Annotated in this window: 14 protein-coding genes; 1 reads left to right on the top strand and 13 read right to left on the bottom strand. The window is 41.7% G+C overall.

The features are described from left to right. Positions 1–47: 47 nt before the first annotated feature. The 13 genes from AC1DLI_RS28350 to AC1DLI_RS28290 form a co-directional block, all read right to left on the bottom strand. Positions 48–527, bottom strand: a complete 480-nt coding sequence (locus AC1DLI_RS28350) for a carboxymuconolactone decarboxylase family protein (protein WP_477608127.1) — start codon at positions 525–527, stop codon at positions 48–50. A 189-nt stretch (positions 528–716) separates the two neighbouring features. Continuing rightward, complete coding sequence (locus tag AC1DLI_RS28345) at positions 717–1,358, bottom strand: FMN-dependent NADH-azoreductase (protein ID WP_477608125.1); 642 nt, start codon at positions 1,356–1,358, stop codon at positions 717–719. 262 nt (positions 1,359–1,620) lie between these two features. Further along, complete coding sequence (locus AC1DLI_RS28340; protein WP_477608123.1) at positions 1,621–2,205, bottom strand: TetR/AcrR family transcriptional regulator; 585 nt, start codon at positions 2,203–2,205, stop codon at positions 1,621–1,623. Positions 2,206–2,308: 103 nt separating this feature from the next. Then, on the bottom strand, positions 2,309–3,403 hold the full coding sequence (locus AC1DLI_RS28335) for a GerAB/ArcD/ProY family transporter (protein WP_477608121.1): 1,095 nt from the start codon (positions 3,401–3,403) through the stop codon (positions 2,309–2,311). A 12-nt stretch (positions 3,404–3,415) separates the two neighbouring features. Further along, a complete protein-coding gene (locus AC1DLI_RS28330) occupies positions 3,416–3,643 on the bottom strand; it encodes a hypothetical protein (RefSeq protein ID WP_477608119.1) in 228 nt (75 codons plus the stop codon). Positions 3,644–3,646: 3 nt separating this feature from the next. Next, entirely contained in the window at positions 3,647–4,846 is a 1,200-nt protein-coding gene (locus AC1DLI_RS28325) for a Ger(x)C family spore germination protein (RefSeq protein WP_477608117.1), read from the bottom strand. A gap of 1 nt (position 4,847) precedes the next feature. Beyond that, the gene (locus tag AC1DLI_RS28320; RefSeq protein WP_477608115.1) at positions 4,848–6,425 is read right to left on the bottom strand and encodes a spore germination protein; all 1,578 of its coding nucleotides are present in this window, start codon (positions 6,423–6,425) and stop codon (positions 4,848–4,850) included. Between the two features lie 268 nt (positions 6,426–6,693). Then, positions 6,694–11,427 (bottom strand): glycoside hydrolase, encoded by a 4,734-nt coding sequence (locus AC1DLI_RS28315; RefSeq protein WP_477608113.1) that lies wholly within the window; start codon positions 11,425–11,427, stop codon positions 6,694–6,696. A 546-nt stretch (positions 11,428–11,973) separates the two neighbouring features. Next, positions 11,974–12,762 (bottom strand): TerC family protein, encoded by a 789-nt coding sequence (locus AC1DLI_RS28310; RefSeq protein ID WP_477608111.1) that lies wholly within the window; start codon positions 12,760–12,762, stop codon positions 11,974–11,976. 397 nt (positions 12,763–13,159) lie between these two features. Then, entirely contained in the window at positions 13,160–14,638 is a 1,479-nt protein-coding gene (locus AC1DLI_RS28305; protein ID WP_477608109.1) for an Lsa family ABC-F type ribosomal protection protein, read from the bottom strand. A 327-nt stretch (positions 14,639–14,965) separates the two neighbouring features. Continuing rightward, on the bottom strand, positions 14,966–15,505 hold the full coding sequence (locus AC1DLI_RS28300; protein WP_477608107.1) for an NADPH-dependent FMN reductase: 540 nt from the start codon (positions 15,503–15,505) through the stop codon (positions 14,966–14,968). A gap of 116 nt (positions 15,506–15,621) precedes the next feature. After that, the gene (locus tag AC1DLI_RS28295; RefSeq protein ID WP_477608105.1) at positions 15,622–17,877 is read right to left on the bottom strand and encodes a heavy metal translocating P-type ATPase; all 2,256 of its coding nucleotides are present in this window, start codon (positions 17,875–17,877) and stop codon (positions 15,622–15,624) included. After that, the gene (locus tag AC1DLI_RS28290; RefSeq protein WP_477608103.1) at positions 17,874–18,233 is read right to left on the bottom strand and encodes an ArsR/SmtB family transcription factor; all 360 of its coding nucleotides are present in this window, start codon (positions 18,231–18,233) and stop codon (positions 17,874–17,876) included. The genes AC1DLI_RS28295 and AC1DLI_RS28290 overlap by 4 nt, the downstream gene beginning before the upstream one ends. 231 nt (positions 18,234–18,464) lie before the next feature. Between AC1DLI_RS28290 and AC1DLI_RS28285 the strand changes: the two genes are divergently transcribed. Further along, positions 18,465–18,627 (top strand): PCYCGC motif-containing (lipo)protein (locus AC1DLI_RS28285; protein WP_477608237.1); only part of this gene is annotated, 163 nt, incomplete at its 3' end.

Here is an 18,627-nt window from a genome sequence, read left to right as displayed (position 1 = left end):
GGACCTGACTATGTTCATAAATGCCTTATGCTTGTAACTGATAATGATTAGCTCAGACCCGCTTTTGTCAATCCAAACGCTGCGTCAGCCGAACCCGGTACGGTCTTGAAGGCTACGTTTATACGGTTCCAAGCATTAATCGCCATGACCGAGAATGTCAGATCCGAGATTTCTTTTTCAGACAATTGCCYGCGAACACGGTCATAAACCTCGTCGCTAACACCATGCTCAGGTAGTTTGGTTAGGATCTCGGTCCATGCCAGCGCTGCCCGTTCACGTAGTGTAAACAACGTTGATTCTCGCCAAATCGAGATATGGTAAAGGCGAAGTTCCTTTTCACCATTGATTTTGGCTTGCTTGACGTGCATATCCAGACAGAAGCCGCATCCATTCATTTGCGACGCTCTAATGTGAACGAGATCAAGGATTTCCTCTTCAATTGAACTATCCTTCTCGGCATTGCTGAATTCCATCATTCTTTTGAAAAGCTCAGGTGATTGCTGCATATAATTTAAGCGTTGAGTCATAATTGTATACCTCCTAATTTTTTTTACTCTATTAAAACGAAGGACGACTCAAATGTGTGACATCAAACGTTTTTTTTTCTTCACTAAATTTTGTTACCCAAAATGTTTTTGTAAACCAATGACGTTATCGGCAAAAAAAAAGACAACCATGATGAGTGGTTGCCTTAGTAATGAATGAGTTTCTTGCTGTTAAAATGTTTTTGCTAATTCTCGCGCTTGTTGAATTGCTTTCTCTTTAATGGCAGGTGCTTGATCCGGCGTTGCAGCCATCCCTTCAATAAAAATACCTTCAAGCGAAGGAACACCCAAAAATTTCATAATGACGCCCAAAAAACGATGACCCATCTCAAAGTCTGCCAATGGTCCTCCTTGCGTATATACACTGCCGCTTGCTTGAATATGCATAGCTTTTTTATCATCCAGTAAACCAACTGGCCCTACATCTGGGACATACTTGAAGGTTTTTCCTGCCACACAGATGGAATCAATGTATGCTTTCATAATTGGAGGAAATGAAAAATTCCACATGGGGTTAACAAATACATACTTATCTGCCGCCACAAATTGATCCACCAGTTCGCCGAGACGGCTTACTTTAGCTTTTTCTTCATCATCTAATTGTGCAAAATCGGTGCCTGTGCTTAATTTCCCCCAACCGCTAAATACATCTGCGTCAATATGAGGAATGTTCATTTGGTAAAGATCAAGATGCACAACTTCATCATTTTGATTAGCTTCGCGATAAGCTTCAATAAATTCTTTTCCCACAGCTAAGCTATAAGAGGTCTGCTGATCATGAGGGTGAGCTGTAATATACAAGACTGTTGCCATTTTAATTAGCCTCCTTTATTTCAATCCCTCTTACTATTGCCAAAAGACATTTGCTTAACTCTTGTCGAACTTTGGTTATATCCCCTTTAATTGTAGCTCGACCATTACATTGATTATTACAACAAGCAACGTTTTCAAAAAAATAAGCGGCCTCTCCCCAATAAAATACCGGGAAAAGCCGCTGTAGGTTTTGTACCGCATGCGAAAAAGGTTTGGTAGCCACAGTATTTAGAATGATCATTCTCAAAACAGTAAAAAAATATTACTTTCTCTTTAAAATTGACATCGTTGTTTCAATAATAAGTTTTAATTTCTCTCTGTCATCTGTCGCTTTCGCTATAACCCGCAGCCCGGTAACCGCATTATTAAAATAATACGAGAGCAATTTCGCATCTAGCGTAGGATCAAGTTCACCCGATTGTTGACCTGCCTCAATAAGCTCACGAATCATTTCCTCCGAACCGATCAAGTTCTGATTGACCCAAGATCTGGATTCTGAATCATGCAGGGACAACTCCACTGCGGTATTAATCATAAGGCAGCCTTTAGGGAACTCTCCTTCAACCTGACTGATTGCTATTTCTAACAAAAGCCTGATCGCTTCCTCCGCAGAATGGTTGCCATTTATCGTACGTTTAACTAATTGATCTATAAATTCACTGTATCGCTTTAACGCCTTGATATACAAGGAATGCTTGTCTCCAAAGGTGTCATACAAACTCCTCTTGTGAACTCCCATATGAGAAACTAAATCCATCATCGATGTTTTCTCATAGCCCTGTTCCCAGAATAACCGCATGGCTTTAAGCAACACCGCATCCGCATCAAATTCTTTGGTTCTGGCCACTCGATTGACTCCTCCTTTCAATTAGATGGTAGCATATCGRGAACGATCGGTAAAGAATTATTCAATGCCGTTTTTCATTAAAACTTTTAATTGATCTATATTTTTATCGGGCATTTCGATTCCTTCTAACGATAGCTATCAGTAAAAGCAGCAATGGAAATACGAATCCGAATGTGAATGAGTACATCGTCCAGACGTATCTGTCGAACGAAATGAAGTAACCCATATCCGGGACAATAAAGCTGGTTATTGCAAATAGAATCATTCCCATAGGAAATACAAGTGGACGGTAATCCCCGAGATTAAAACTTTGGGAGAACGATTGGATCGCCATATAAAAACAAACGACTAATTTACAAAAAATCGTAACAAACCAAATGACTGCTATGATGACCTCAACCCTTTGTATGAAGTCTCCAATTTTTATAATTTTGGCCATCTCGAAACTGGCATAAAGATTACTTGAAGTCATTCCTGTCCCCATGACCAAGAGACAAAGTGTTGTAATCATTAGCAATACGAATCCACCGAGTAACGTACCCTTAAGAAAAGCTTTCCCACCTTCTTTGGGATCCTCTACTTTAGGCAAAATCATGAGAAACAAGACGTACTCGAGGTATGGAAAGCTAATGTAGGAATATGTTGCATTTACAATCGGCCAACCCCCGCTCCCAAATACAGGTTGCAGCTGTTTAAAATCAATTTCAGGAGTAAGCAATAGTGCGAATAGGATAAACAATAAACAAATAAACGGATAAAAAATATCCATTGTTCTCGCAATATTAGCCAACCCATATCGGACACCTATTAAAACAATGACGAGATACACCAGATGGATCGCATTTATTGGCGTTTCCGGAAACATGGACGCCGTCAAAAAATCACCAAGATTTCGCATGACCAAAGTCGTCAAGATAAATGAATACAGAAACAAAAGAAGTGAACACAACCTGCCAGGCCATTTCCCAAGCAGGACAAAGCAGATTTCCACGATCGTTCTTCCCGGAACTAAGTTAGCCAAGGCGAGGTATAGCCCGACCAAAATCAACCCTGCCACTGTTCCGAGTATTGCAGAGATCCAAGCATCGTTTTTCGCATCGGAAGCAAGCGTACTAGGAATAAGGATAATGGAGGTCCCTACCGTATATAGGAAAACCATTTTTTTAAATTGAGCAGCTTTAATCATTTCTTTTTCCATTATCTTTCTCCTTCATTCTCCTCGTAGCGCTTTACCTGTCGGTTCGTAAATAGTTCTGAGCAGTTCCAGTGGTGTTGGAATTTCAATTCCGATAGAAATACAAATCAGTAAAGTCAATCCAGTAGTTAACAAGGCAAAAAACGCAACCAGCACCCGCCAGGAACCTTGTTTGATTAATGCAGGTACTTCAAAGGCGACAATCACCATCCCAACTGCTAACACAGCTGTTACTCCCCACATGACTCACTGCTCCTTTATGCGTTCATCAATTGATTTTGTTGTTCTAAACATCTGCTTTACGTTTACTTTCGTTTGAATTTTAACTTTTATTGTAGGGAAAACATCATCCCATTCTCTTTTGGCTTTTTCCCAGTACTTAGGATGTTTGCGCTCAAATAGCTCGCCAAATCCGAAAATGTCGGAATTATACCGGTGCTGCATCTTTCGGACGACTGACGAAATATCATTGTTTATTTGAGCTTTAGATGCTTCCTCGATTTGAGTTATGGTAGACGGATTTGTAAGATCAAGCGAACACTGGGCGTCAGTCACGACACCTTCAGATTCTACTAAGATATTAACAGAGGGTTTCCCCTTCTCTATAAAAGCTTTCATCCTTGATTTCGTATGGAGTAACTCAACTGTTATTTCACCACTGCTATCTTGGCAGGGCTGAGCCAAGACTGTGCTTTTAATTTTTCCCTGAGTAAAATTGTAGCCAATGCTTTCCTTTTCATTTAACCAGCCAATTAACTTATCTTTTTTAAAAACGGCAAGTCCGACATACTTAAGCCGGGCACCCGGAAAAATTTTGGTTACATTGTTGATGCCATTTCCTTTTTCCGTGGAACCTTCTACGGTGACTCCTGTCAGAACGGCTTCTCTTCCTTTGCTAATGATGTTAGCAGTAAAATCTCGGAATTCTACAGCTGAAGTCTGTCCCCATACTGAGGAAGATACCTCGAGAGAATTTTTTAATTTTGTTGCAGGTGTTTTCTCCAAAGGTGTGAACACTCTTAATATATCCCGTGCTTCTGTTTTTCGGGCAACGATAACATAAAAATCACTACGGTACTCATGATCTCTAGATATGTGATCGAGAACTTTCGTTACCCCTTCTTTGGCGAAAGCCTCCCCTAATACCAATATCTGAAGCTGACCCACATAGATTTTCCTTGTACTCTTTGTGGTCATCTTTCTTGCCGCTTCTTGAAAACTTTCCCCTGTCTCCTGAAATGAATTAACAGGAGCATAAGTACCGCCATGTTGCCCTGAAATTGCGGCAACATTAAGTACTTGATCGGTAAGGATTATTTTTTTATCTTTTTTATCCACTCCAACGGCAACAGCTACGGCCAATTCATTCAACTCGCGACGGTTCCAGCATCCTGTAATCAACGAACTGCATAGCACAACCAGAAATAAAATAATTGTAGGTTTCAATTTACTCCCCTTTCTTTGTTTTGGGGTTGTCTAAAGCTCTTTTGTTAATAATGGTTTCCTTTAATTGAGCTATAATCGAATTTTTCCGCATTAGCCGCCAAGGAGCGCGGAGAAACGTATCTCTTTGCATCGCTGTATTAACGGGGGTTAGCGGTGACATGTAGGAAACCCCGAAAGACTGCAAATGGCATAGATGTTGGATGACCATAATGACCCCCGCCACAATGCCATATAATCCAAAGCACGCGGCTAGTCCCATCATCCCGAATCTTAAAATCCGGATCGAAATCGCAAAGTTATAGGAAGGCATTGTGAAACTTGCAATCGCAGTAATGGATACGACAATTACCATGGCTGCCGATACGATTCCCGCCTGTACTGCAGCCTGACCGATGACAAGTGCCCCGACGATTGAAATCGATTGGCCAACTGCTCTAGGCAAACGTATGCCGGCTTCACGCAGCAGTTCAAACGTCAGTTCCATTATCAATGCCTCAATGAAAGCGGGAAAAGGTATTCCTTCCCGTTGTGCTGACAGGCTAATCAATAATTGCGGTGGCAGCATATCATGGTGATAAGTCGTAATAGCGATGTAAAAAGAAGGTCCGAGCAGTGCAATGATAAATGCGAAATAGCGAAGCCAACGGATGAGGGTAGAGATGTCAAAACGCTGATAATAATCTTCGGCAGCTTGAAAAAAGTGTGTAAATAAAGCCGGAACCAGCAGCACGAATGGCGTACCATCCACAACAATAGCAACACGGCCCTCAAGGAGTCCTGCGGCGATTACATCGGGTCTTTCACTGTTAAATACGGTAGGAAATACAGAAAAATTATTGTCCTGAATCATTTCCTCTATGTATCCGCTCTCTAAAATTCCGTCTATCTCTATCTGCTTTAATCTTTCACGAACTTCATCTATTATTTTCTTAGAGGCGATGCCCTGAATATATAAAATCGAAACCTTCGTCTTCGTGACCTGACCAATCCGATATTGTTCCGACCAAAGCTTGGAGTTGATAATTCTACGGCGCACCAATGCGATATTAGTCGTCAAGTTTTCGGTAAACCCATCTTTTGGTCCGCGAATCACGTTCTGGGAGGTCGGTTCTTCTATAGCTCTCGTCTCCCAGCCTTTTGAATCGATGAGTAAACCACGGTCGCAACGATCGCAAAGGAAAACGGTATCTCCGGATAATAGACCTGTTAGGAGAGAACCGAAATCGTCTGTCTCATTAATCCCTCCAATGGGCAATAAGTGTTCTTTGAAAATATCCAGTAACCGTTCTTCCGGTATGTTCGAGAACGGCACCAATGGTGCCATTATGAATTGATTGATGAATTGGTTGTCTACGAGTCCGGATACGAATATTAAAGCTGATTTGAAGGCATGGTTACCGCCGAAGTTCCACTCTCTGATTACAATTTCCGGGCTGTTGTTAAAAGCCATCCTAAACGATTCCAAGTTGTCCTGAAGACTTGATTGAAGCGGTTTCGAATGTTCATCTTCTGGCTGCTGCCTTAAAGTTGAGTTTTCCTGTTTTTGTTTTGAACCAGTGTAAAATTTATTAAATGACATTTTTTTATCGCCCCTAAGTAAACTGCGTTTCAGTCCTTAAAAATGTTCCCTAATGTTATTTTTAATATGCATTTTATGTAAAATCGTGAGATACATGGTAGGCTTCTACGAACTGCTTTTTTAATATGAAAGAAAATCGAGACGATCAAACAAACGTAAAGAAACCGCTATTTGGAAATGGTTTTACAAATGAACCATTAACCAAATGAGCGGTTTCTTTTGTGTACGTTTAATGAGATTTCATTATGCGGCCAAAACGATGTTCAATCTAATCTTCCTTCCACTTATACGGTTTCACTTTGATCGTGATAGATGCTTGCTTGCCTGCAAAATCTGCATAAATGTCGGTTTTTCCGACTTTGTAGCCTGTAATCACCCCAGCTGCGTCGACCGATGCGATTTTTACACTCTGAGAGCGATAATTTGCATGCGTGGTCACATCTGCAGTACTGCCGTCCTGATAGTAGGCAATAACCGTAGTTTGAAGAGTTTCTCCGATTCTAACATTCTCAGTCCCTTCCACCTCAGCTTTTAGTCCGATCAGACCTTCAACAGACGGAGTTACTGTTAACGCAACAACGGTGGACATCCCCTGATACGTGATGACAATATTCGTTGTTCCGGCCTTTAAAGCTGTTACTAGACCATTATTATCTACATTCGCAATCTCGGGATGATCGGATGCGAATTGGGTTTCTGCCGAAAGATCTTTGGAGCTTCCGTCAGAATATATGGCCTTCACTGTGATTTGATGTGTATCTTTCGCTTTGAGTTGAACAGCTGTTTCATTTGCTTCAATTCCGCTTAATACGGGATCTGGAATATTCTCAGAAGTTTGCTCAACTTTGATCCAACTGATCATCGGTTTATCGCCGCTGGCATGGTTGATATTACGCGTGATTTCTACTTCAAGCGTACCGTCAGCAGCAATTATGCCATCAAAAACTTTTGTCTCAACCTTGGCGCCAATGTTATATTCGCTTAATACGGTCTTGCCTTCTATAATGACATCCTCGTATCGGTTCGAGCTTTTCCAAGGATCTTTGAAGCCGAGCGTCACCGTATACTGTTTGTCGCTGTCTTTCTCGACCTGGAATTTGTAAGTTAATCCTTTCCCCGGTCCGGACGCGTTTCCATCGTATTGGCGAATCGTATCATCGGCTTCTGAAGCATCCGTTCTTGCCCAGGTAGAATTTCCAAAGGCGGCATATCCCCATTGCAAGCCAGTAACCGGATCTACTCCGAATGGCTGTTCTTCATTACGGTTCATGGATCCGAAGCTCTCGCCCGACTCGAGCACGAGGGGACTGTTATCCCCGGCGTCCACATAATAAAGCAAGCCTGTAGTGTCTATTTCCACTTTAATCCAACTAACCATCGGATCCTCGTATTTCCCCGTATTGGCAATGTCCCTTAATACGCCTACATCAAGTGTACCGTCATTTACTTCGACTCCGGTAAATTGTTTTACCGTCTCGTTTCCAGGCACAAAAGATGTACTATCCAGCTGATTTTCAAGTGAAATGATTTGTGATCGCGCATTGTTGTTCCACGGGTCTTTGAAACCGAGTGTCACTTTGTAACTTCCGTTCGGCACCTCGAATTTATAAGTAATGCCTTTCCCCGCAGCATCGCCRTCGTCGATTCGCAGGCCGTCGAAATAACCTTCCCCCGTATTCTGCGACCAAGTCCCTCCGTTCGTCGTATATCCCCAAGCCTTTCCTGTAACCGTATCGGTTCCGTAAGCTTGGTCTTTCACACTATGTTTTACGCCGAGCATCTGGGAACCCTTGATCGTACCAGGATCATCGTCGCCGGCTTTCACATAGTACAAGAGCCACGGATCCGCGGGAATGAGCGGCAATGCGGATAATTCATTTGACACTCCGCTTTCCTGATCACCCTTTATTGCGCTTACTGCCACAAAATAACGGACGCCGTTCTCTAGTCCAGTAATCATTTGACGAGGCTCTTCCGTTTCAACCGTGTTGGAATAGACGTTATTAGCAGTACCATAATGAACACGGTAGGAATCCGCGCCAACTACCTCAGAGAAGGAAACCAAAATGGAACCAGCTGAAGGCTGCGCAGCATAAAGTTCTGGAGACATCAAAACCGGTTCTCCTTCAGCTTCTGCTGCTTTAAAATAACGGAACTGAGCATCAGCCCAGCTGTGTAGTCCGAATCCCCCGCCTGTATAGCTGGTATCGTTGACATCAAATATCAACCGGTCATCAAGGTAAGCTTTAATATTTTTCCCGGCTAAAACCACTGTCAATTTATATATTCCATTTAACTCCGGATTAAAATCGACCGATTTCGAAATGGAATCATTGCCTCTTCGTAAATGAAGCTTTCCGTTTTCGAATAGAAATTTATACGATTTGTCGTAAGTCCCACGGAAAAAGATTCCCCAATCCGCATCCGGCATTGCATGCACGGCCACTGCTGTAATGGTACCATCGATTATTCGTTGACCGTCGACGGAAATGGCGCCCTGCGCACTGTTACCCGATTGGTGCTTCAATATACCATCGCTTTCACCCCAAGCGCCGATCAACGGCGACCATGCCGATACGGTACCATCTTCGAAGGAATCCTCAAACACTACATTTTCGGCCGAAGGTACTACCGAAATTTCATCTGACGGTTTGCTTTCACCTCCGGCGCCTTCGGACGAGACTGCAACATAGTAAGGCGTACCATTAGTCAGATTGGTCAATGTATGCGTACCGGCTGTGGATTCGGCTTTCTGCTCATAACTTCCGCTTTCCGTCCCATATTGCACATGATAGCTTACAGTTTCCGGGACAAGGCTGTATTCCAGCTTAACTTCCTTATCGCCGGGAATGGCAATAACTTTAGCCGGCGGCATGGAGGCTGGGGTCACTTTCAAGTTAACCGCAGTGCTCTCCTCCGAACCACTGACAGAAGCGACAAAAACATCGTATTCGGCGTCATTTACCAAACCAGTTATCACTGACTTGTGCAAGGTGCCGGGTTCGGCTTTAACTTCCTTTGTTTGTCCGGCTCCCCCCGGAGCAACAGGCTGAACCTGGATCCTATAATCGGAAACACCTGATCTAGGCATAAAGGAGATCGTAACTTGGCCATCTCCAGGTATTGCTTTCACATCATCTGGAGGGAACAGATTTGGCACTGATTGTTTCTCAGTCGATGGATTGCTTTGCCCGTTGGTATTGATTGCTGTTAAGGCAACATAGTATGTTGTTCCATTCGTTAATCCTGTAATGGTATGAGTACTGTCATTAAACGTCTCGGTTTCTTTCGTATATTGTCCGCTTGCGGTACCATATTTGACCGTGTACGATTCCGCTCCCGGAACATGCTCGAAATCGACGGTTATCGCTTGATGCTCCGCTTTAACGGACTTCAAAGTTGGCTCAGCTGGTACAGCTGTTTCGTCATGGAATGCGCCAACTAGCGTTACGATGGATTTTGCCGGTACAGTATACGCAGTCCCCGCTGCGACTGGCGACTTTTCTGCTAAATCATCGGAAGCCGATGTGACATAAGGGATATACTGGTACACTTTCGTTCCCGCCGGCAGGTTGTTTGTTTGAAGACGAATATCTTTGGCTTCGGAAGTGTTGTTAACAAAAACTGTTATTACTTTTTTATTGGTCTCGTCCATATAAGCGGAGCCAAGAAAACCATTCGGATCATTGTTCGGCAAACCCGTCATGGCTATCCTTTCGGAATCAGGCCGGATAAATTTACTATAGTTGCCTAATGCCCATAGCATCTTGGAATCCAGCACATTCTGTTGATCCCCTGGTACCTGATAATCGGTATAAACCAAACCATCTTTATAATCAACATTGGATACAGCGGTCCACCACTGCCATGCTGAGACGTTTGCTACCGTCAAATCATGATGAATCACCTTACTGATATAAAGCGCGGGATCGATACCCAAATCGCGGCCGGGGCCATAATTACCAAGGATACTGTACTCTGTCATCCAAAGCTCTCCGCCGCCATAGCGATCCATATTTTCACGCGCGATGCTGCGCAGGTTCGTCAAATCATTGTTACCTTCAGAAAAATAGGAATGTACGGCAACCATATTGCCGACCTTGTCCTTCATTTCCGCATTGCCGATAAAGTCCTTGATGTATTCACGGTATTTACCGGTACCGGCACTGTTGCTCCCAGCCATGTAAGGTGTGTTCCCGCCCGAATATTCCATATACGTTTCATCATCAAGCAGCGCTTTATACTCAACCGCTTCGGGAATCTCAATATGGGAATTAACAGCCTGCCGCTGCAGTTCATCATAAAGTGAATTTACGACTCGCTTGACATCCTCATTGTTATACCGATTCCCTTCCTGATTGCTTCGGTTCCAGTCCCAGGTCGGCTCGTTGATCGGACTGATATGTTGGAATTCAATTCCTTTATCATCTTGTATATGTTTCACAACATCGGTCAAGTAGCTTGCAAACTCATCTTCGTATCCTTCTTTCAAATTAGTGGAACCCACAGTATTATCGGCTTGTCCATGTCCGTTCTTTGTCATCCAGACAGGAGGACTATTCGAAAATGCAACGTACTGATCAACGCCTCGTTTGTTGGCTGCCTCAAGGAACCACTGCTGTCCGGCTTGCTTGGTCCAATCGTACTCGCCGGTTTCCGTTTGCTTGAAAGCTTCAGACATTCTCCATTTAGTCTGAACAATATCTTGATCCGTAATATTGCTGCCAGCGCCAATATTAAATCGCCAACCAGAAAGACCAATCCCCTTATCTACCGAAAATAATAGATCAGCGATTTGGTTTTTATTATCCTCACTCCACTCCTTGCCAATCGGATCAATCGACCAAGCATCAGATGCGCCAAAGTTATGAATCGTTTGATAGCGAGTATTAGCATCCAAGATCACATTCGTTGCATCTGCCGCGTTCACCGGTTGAATATTCCCAAAGGCATTTCCGAAAAGGATTGCTCCAATAAGAGTAGCCGACAAAACCTTTCGCATTACGAATTCATCTCCTTTTTAAATTACATAACAACTGATCGAATATTTTTGTAACCGGTTACATAAAAGGCGTTAATGGTCCAATATTTTAACATTATGGAGCAAATATACGCGTAGAAGAATAGTGAAACCGGTTTCATTAACGTGTAAATAATCCCCTCCATTTCGTACTGTAATGATTAAGTATTTTTTCAGCTATTCGCGAAGATATCGTACTTGAATACGCTTTCAGTTGTCAACTCCTCTCGTGCAAATGAGACATTCTTCGTCAAAGATATTTAGTATCCGACAGAAATAGATGGTTCTATGGGGGCTTACATGGCCTATGTCGGGAAAAATTCTTCCCTGCCTTTTCGTAATCCAATCTCATCAGAATTGATCACCAAACATCCTCTCATCAAGCCGCTCCCCTTCCATTGCCTATAAAAAAAACCGAGCGCTACGAGGCGCTCGGTTTCATGTAACCCGTATTATTTCATTTAATTACTGCCAACTAGATCAGGCCATTTCGTTAATTCATGCATCTAGCAACCTGTTTCTGTCCGCTTAAGCTGCTTTCGACACCTGATCTTGCTTCTCTTTGCTGCCTGAAATAATCCAACCGCTAACGGCGATGAGCAGGAGCACCACGTAGAATGTTACTTTCCAAGCTGTCGATTCCGCGAAATCATGAGGAATAACATGCAGCGATGGATGTGCAAGCGTATGAACCGCTAGCTTAACACCGACCCAGCCGACGATACAAAAAGCAGCGACTTCCAGAGCAGGTCTGCTCTCTAAAAGCTTAACGAACATATTCGCTGCAAAGCGCATGATGATAAGGCCGATAAATCCACCAAGGAAAATTACGATAAAGTGACCGCCATCCATACCCCCGATTTTTGGCAGGTTCGTTGCCGGCAATGCAACAGCAAGCGCAACGGCTGCCAGAATCGAGTCTATCGCGAAAGCGATATCCGCCACTTCAACTTTGAGAACGGTCATCCAGAATCCGCTTTTCTTAGGTTCCTTACCCGATTTCTGAGCTGCGGAATCTTCGCCTTTCTTCACGATGACCTTACGGAATATGTGATTGAGTGCAATAAACAGAAGATAGAGCGCTCCGATGGCTTGAACCTGCCAAACATCCACCAAAAACGAAATCGCGAACAACGAACCAAAGCGGAAAACAAATGCTCCTGCCAAACCGTAGAACAAAGCCTTTTTACGCTCTGCTTCAGGCAAATGCTTAACCATAATCGCCAGTACAAGCGCGTTGTCGGCTGCGAGCAAGCCCTCCAGCGCAATCAATACAAGCAGCACCCAGCCATACTCCATTAACATTCCGAAATCCATCCTATATCCTCCTAAATTAAAATGATACGCTTCTAGTGCCCCAAACCCCAAAAGACCTCGACCTGTTAGGAAAAATTCTCACTAACAGTGCCTCTATCGGCAATGCCACTAAAGTCGGAGAATGTCTTTCTCGTAATCACGACTTTACTGTGCAGATATTCCCCTTTTGTGTTTGAGTAAACTATTCAATTTCTCTTGCGTAAAGCGTCTATTAAAATGTGATACGGAAAGCAGACAACATTGGTTTCATGATTCATACATATATTTCAGGCATTGCAACGCCTCTAATGATGTGATTCATTCATGTTTTTTTTGAATTTTCGATTTTATTATAAAAAAATGTCCGGCAGATTTAATCTGCCGGACATTTTTTGTAACAATATTATTGAATTTTCAATTAAAGATCAATGATCTTTGTAGCAATATTTTTGCAAAATTCCCTATCATGCTCCACGAAAAGAATGGTTGGTGAGTATTCAAGCAGTAATTCTTCAATTTGCATCCTAGAAATGATATCAATAAAATTAAGCGGTTCATCCCAAATATGCAAATGTACTTTCTCACTAAGACTTTTTGCAATTAGCACTTTCTTCTTTTGCCCTCCGCTAAATGCTGAAATGTCCTTTTCGAATTGAACTCTGGAAAAATCAAGCTTTCTTAAAATCGATTTAAATAGGCTTTCATCAATCCCGTTGCTGGCCGCAAAGTCAGATAAATTGCCTTGAAGATGAGAGGTGTCCTGTGATACGTAGGATATTTCTAACTGGCTGTCTTTCCTGAAGGTACCTGTATAGTTTATTTCCTCACCGCAAATTAGTTTGATGATACTTGATTTACCGGAGCCGTTCTTACCAGAAAGCGCAATTCGCTCACCCTGCTCAATAGTAAAACTTATATCATCACAAATCATCTTCTCACTGTAAAAAATCGAAACATTATCAAGTGCAGCAAGTTGGTTTTTGTGAAAAGCAAGCTGTGAAATCTCTAAGCTGTCAGAGCTTTCGATATTTTTAAGGAGCTTAGACTTTTCAACTACCGCAGATTGCTGTCTTTGCTCAATAGCTTTTGAGCGTTTCATCATTTTAGCAGCCTTGTGGCCAATATATCCTTTATCGACCTTGGAACCGGAGTTTCTTGTTCCGTTTTTTGTTTTTTCCACCTCGTTGGACCAGTTGCCCGTTCGCTTAGATGAATCCGACAAGCGTTTAATGTCTTTTCTAAGTTTTTCATTCTCTGCAAGCTCAAAGTTATCTTGTCTCATTTTATTTTCCCACCAACTAGAAAAATTACCTTTTTGAATTTCTATGTTGGTCTTATTGATTGAAAGGATGTGGTCTACACAGTTATCAAGAAAAGATCTGTCGTGAGACACCAGAATAAATCCGCTTTTGGTATTGAGATAATCACTGACAAGCTTTCTTGCATTCATATCAAGATGATTGGTTGGTTCATCAATTAATAGGAAACTATTCTCCCTAATAAATAAGGTAGCCAGCAGCACTTTGGTTTGCTCTCCGTTAGACAATGAATCAAAGGGTCGATATAAAACATCTTCAGACACCTTGAGCAACGAAAGTTCACGCAATAATTTCCAGTGAGTATAATCCGGAAATATTTCGTTGATCACATCTAATGTATTATTCTCCTTGTTCTCGACATGGAAAGGGAAATATTCAAAGCTGACATTAGCAGAAATATTTCCGCTGTATTCATATTTACCAAGCAATAAGCTCATAAATGTTGTCTTTCCCCTACCGTTTCTTCCCGTAAAGCCTAATTTCCAATCGGTATCGATTTGAAAACTTACGTTTTCGAAAATGTTATCGTAACTGCCGTCATAGGCAAACGTCAGGTTTGTTACATTTATTAATGACATGAAATTATCCTCCTGTATGAAAAAAATAAAAGCTACAAGAAAGTTACTTTTCTTGTAGCTCAAATAAATACAGTTAATCCAACTCGGTATAGAGTTAGATTAGGATATATGTTTGAGTGAAAAGATTTAGTAACTTTCTTGCATATAAATAATAAAACACGCGAAAAAAAATATCGCTTTTGTCGTTTTATTGTTTTATATCATCTGCAAGAAATATTACATTATTCTTTTCAACTCCAATCACTAAATTAAAAGCATTTTAGCATACCCATTTTTTAATTGCAATAAGTATCACTTAAATGTGTTTATGTTTGTTTTACAGCTATTTTATCGTAAAGATTTCAAAGCGCCGCTCCATGCTAACACTTGATCAAGCATTCCATTAACATTCGTTAGATGCAAATCAGCTGGTTTGAATACCGTCCCATTCTCGAAATCAGTGAATAAAGACAAAGCCGGGTGTACACGAACGTCCGCTACGGACAATTCTCCTAGGATTCCTCTTAGATGCTCAGCAGCACGAGCGCCACCCACAGAACCATAGCTAACAATGCCCGCAGCTTTATTGTTCCATGCGTCACGTGCATAATCCAAAGCATTTTTCAAGGAAGCAGATATGCTATGGTTATATTCTTGGACAATAAAAACGAAACCATCCAGTGTAGTAAGTTTTGTATTCCATGCTGTTGCTTGTTCCGTAGCATCAACTTCACCTAATAGAGGAAGTTTGAAATCAGCGATATCTACAATTTCATAATTAGCATCACCCCGTTTATCAGCTACACTTTTTACCCATTCTCCTACTTGTGGACTTAAACGGCCTTGACGGGTACTCCCTAAAATAATACCGATATTTAATTTTGACATTGTTATTCCTCCTTTTAAGTTTGGCACTCTTAACTTTTCCAAAGTATAAGAATATTACCAACTAGTTAATTCCTTCATTATTTTACCATAAGTTGTTATTCATATTCTAATGGTTTCTACTTTATTTTTAACAATCTCATGCTATTCAATACTACAATCAAAGCAGCTCCTGAATCGCTGAGCACAGCGATCCATAAAGTTAAGATGTTAGGGAAAATCAATATCAAGGCAAGCAGTTTTATGATTATGGAGAACCAAATATTCTGCTTAATAATTCGAAGGGCTTTTCGGCTGAGTTTTGCAGTATGTGGCAACTTCTCCAAATTGTCAGCCATAAGCACAATATCAGCTGTTTCCAAAGCCGTATCTGTTCCGGCTCCACCCATTGCGATACCAAGGTCAGCGGTTGCCAAGGCAGGAGCATCATTAATCCCATCACCGACCATTGCTACGATGTTTCCTTCTTGCTGAAGCCTCTTAATAGCTTCTACTTTGTCTTCAGGCAAGAGTTCCGAAAAGAATCTCGTTACACCTGCTTGTGCCGCAACCTTATGAGCCGTTCCCTTATTGTCACCTGTGAGCATAACCACTTCATGTATTCCAACTAATTTCAGCTCCTCAAGAGCGTTAACCGCACTCTCACGAACCGTGTCAGATACGGCAATGATCCCCATGACTCGCTCTGTGGTCCCAACTACAATAATCGTATTTCCTTCTTGCTGCAACGAGAAGATGAGCTTTTCTAAGTCACTGATTGGCGATTTGATATCCTGAAACAATTTTAGATTTCCAGCAAAATACTCTGTGCCAGCGATGGTGGCATTTATGCCTTTTCCTACGATGTTTCTGAAATGTTCTCCCTTTAAAGAAGCGACATCATTTTGTTTAGCATATTCAACTATAGTTCTTGCGATGGGATGAGTTGAAAATTCCTCCAGTGTACGTGCGACCGCTAAAAGTTCATTTTCGGAAATCTCCAAAGGCATCACTTGGGTAACCTTAGGTTTTCCTTCTGTTAACGTACCTGTTTTATCAAATGCGATAGCCGTAACGCCTCCAGCTATCTCAAGAAAAGCACCTCCTTTAATTAAAATTCCGTTTTTGGCTGCGTTGCCGATTGCTGAAACGATAGCCACGGGAGTTGAGATAACAAGAGCGCAAGGACAAGCTACCACCAACAGTTCCAATCCTTTATACAACCATTCTCTCCATTCTCCGAATCCCAGAAGTGGAGGGAAAATCATGACCGTAAGTGCAAATATAAAAACCAACGGCGTATAGACACGAGCAAATCTGTCGACAAATGCTTGTGTTGGCGCTTTTTGTTCTTGTGCTTCTTCAACAAGGTGAATAATTTTAGAAATGGTCGTATCTTCAACAAGTTTTGTGATTTTAATCTCAAGCAAACCATGTTCATTGATCGTTCCTGCGTAGACGGTATCGCCGATGTGTTTATCTATGGGGATTGATTCACCGGTAATGGGTGCTTGGTTAACGCTTGATTCGCCTTTAATAACTTCGCCGTCCAGCGGGATTTTATCGCCTGGTTTGACATAAATGATTTSGTCAATCACGATGTCTTCAACTGGTTTTTTGATTAATTCATTAGCTTCCATTACCAACGCTTCAGGTGGAGCAAGATCAARCAGGTTACGAATGGAGTTCCGCGTCTTCTCTAAGGTTCTGTTTTGAAGCGCGTTCCCCAGCGCGAATAACCAAACTACTGTCGCCCCCTCCATCCATTCGCCGATCGAAACGGCACCGATAACGGCTGCAGTCATCAAAACGTTCATGTCCAGCGATCGGCTCTTAATAGCATAAAAAGCACTTTTGGCTGGCTTATAACCGCCGAACACAATGGTAACAGCGTAAAGTACATTCAAAACCAAAAGGGAAACATCTGTTAATGAACCTAGGAATCCCATAAACAGTAACACACCAGAAAATACGATTAAATTGTATTCTGATCTGTCTGGTTTTGTTTCCTGAACCTTTCTCTTATTCATCAACAAGGCAGCTTTGAATCCTGCATTACGAATCTCTTTGATAATTTCCTCCGGATTACCCTCATGATCTATTTTTGCAGTACCCGTAGAAAAATTCACGTTAACGCTTTTCACAAATGCTACATTTTTCAAATGATTTTCAATCGTTAACGCACAAGAACTGCAATCCATCCCATGAATTGCAAATTCACTTTTTCGATCTGCTGTCGTATTAAGTTGGTCCAGCTCAGGCGATTTAGCATTGCCTTCAATGCGGCAGCAATCATCTTGGCATGTGTCTTGATCGTTCGAGTTTTCTATTATAGTTAGAGTCTTCTTAAACTTAGGGGGTTCGCTAGAAGGGCCGCCATCGTTTTTTTTATTCATGATTTATTTACCGCCTTTTCATTGGAACAGCAATCCAACTTTTCATTTCGCTCGCATGCGGCAACCTCTTCTTCCACATCATTAAACACAACGTCCATCAGCGTAAGGAGCGACTTAATTTGATCACTGCGAAGGCTGTAAAAAATAAATTTCCCCTCTTGTCTTCCCACAATGATCCCGCAGCCTTTTAAACAGGCCAGATGCTGAGAGATGTTAGACTGGTTTCCACTTAGTTCTTCAACAATTTGTGATACTGTTTTCTCTTTATCTTTAATACTTTCCAATATCTGAAGCCGCGTTTTATCACTGAAGCCGCGTATGAATTTTGCTTTTACATCGAGATTAGTTTGTGTCATGTTATTGCCCTCCAATTTCATATCAGTACTCTCTAATATGATATGCAATCATATTAACATTTACTAATATGAATGACAAATAAAAAAGGTTAAAAAAGCTTCTGGACACCTCCTGCTGCTGGATGAATGGATTGTATTTATTTCAACGATTTTTTGAACATTACAGAATAACGCTATTTCTATTTAGAGAATATGATATATTAGTCAAAACTAATTCAATGAGGTGAAGCAGTGCGAACAAAAAGTTTATTCCTATTAATCATTACGGCATTGATTCTGTCCGCTTGTGGTACTAAAAATGAAGAATCTCATCAATCGCATTCACATGGTGACTTACAGGAGAAAACAGCATCTGTCGATATAATGCCGGATTTTTTGAACGGTCAATCCATCC

The organism is Paenibacillus sp. 01T443 (assembly GCF_056398325.1).
This window is presented reverse-complemented; position numbering and strand designations above follow the sequence as displayed.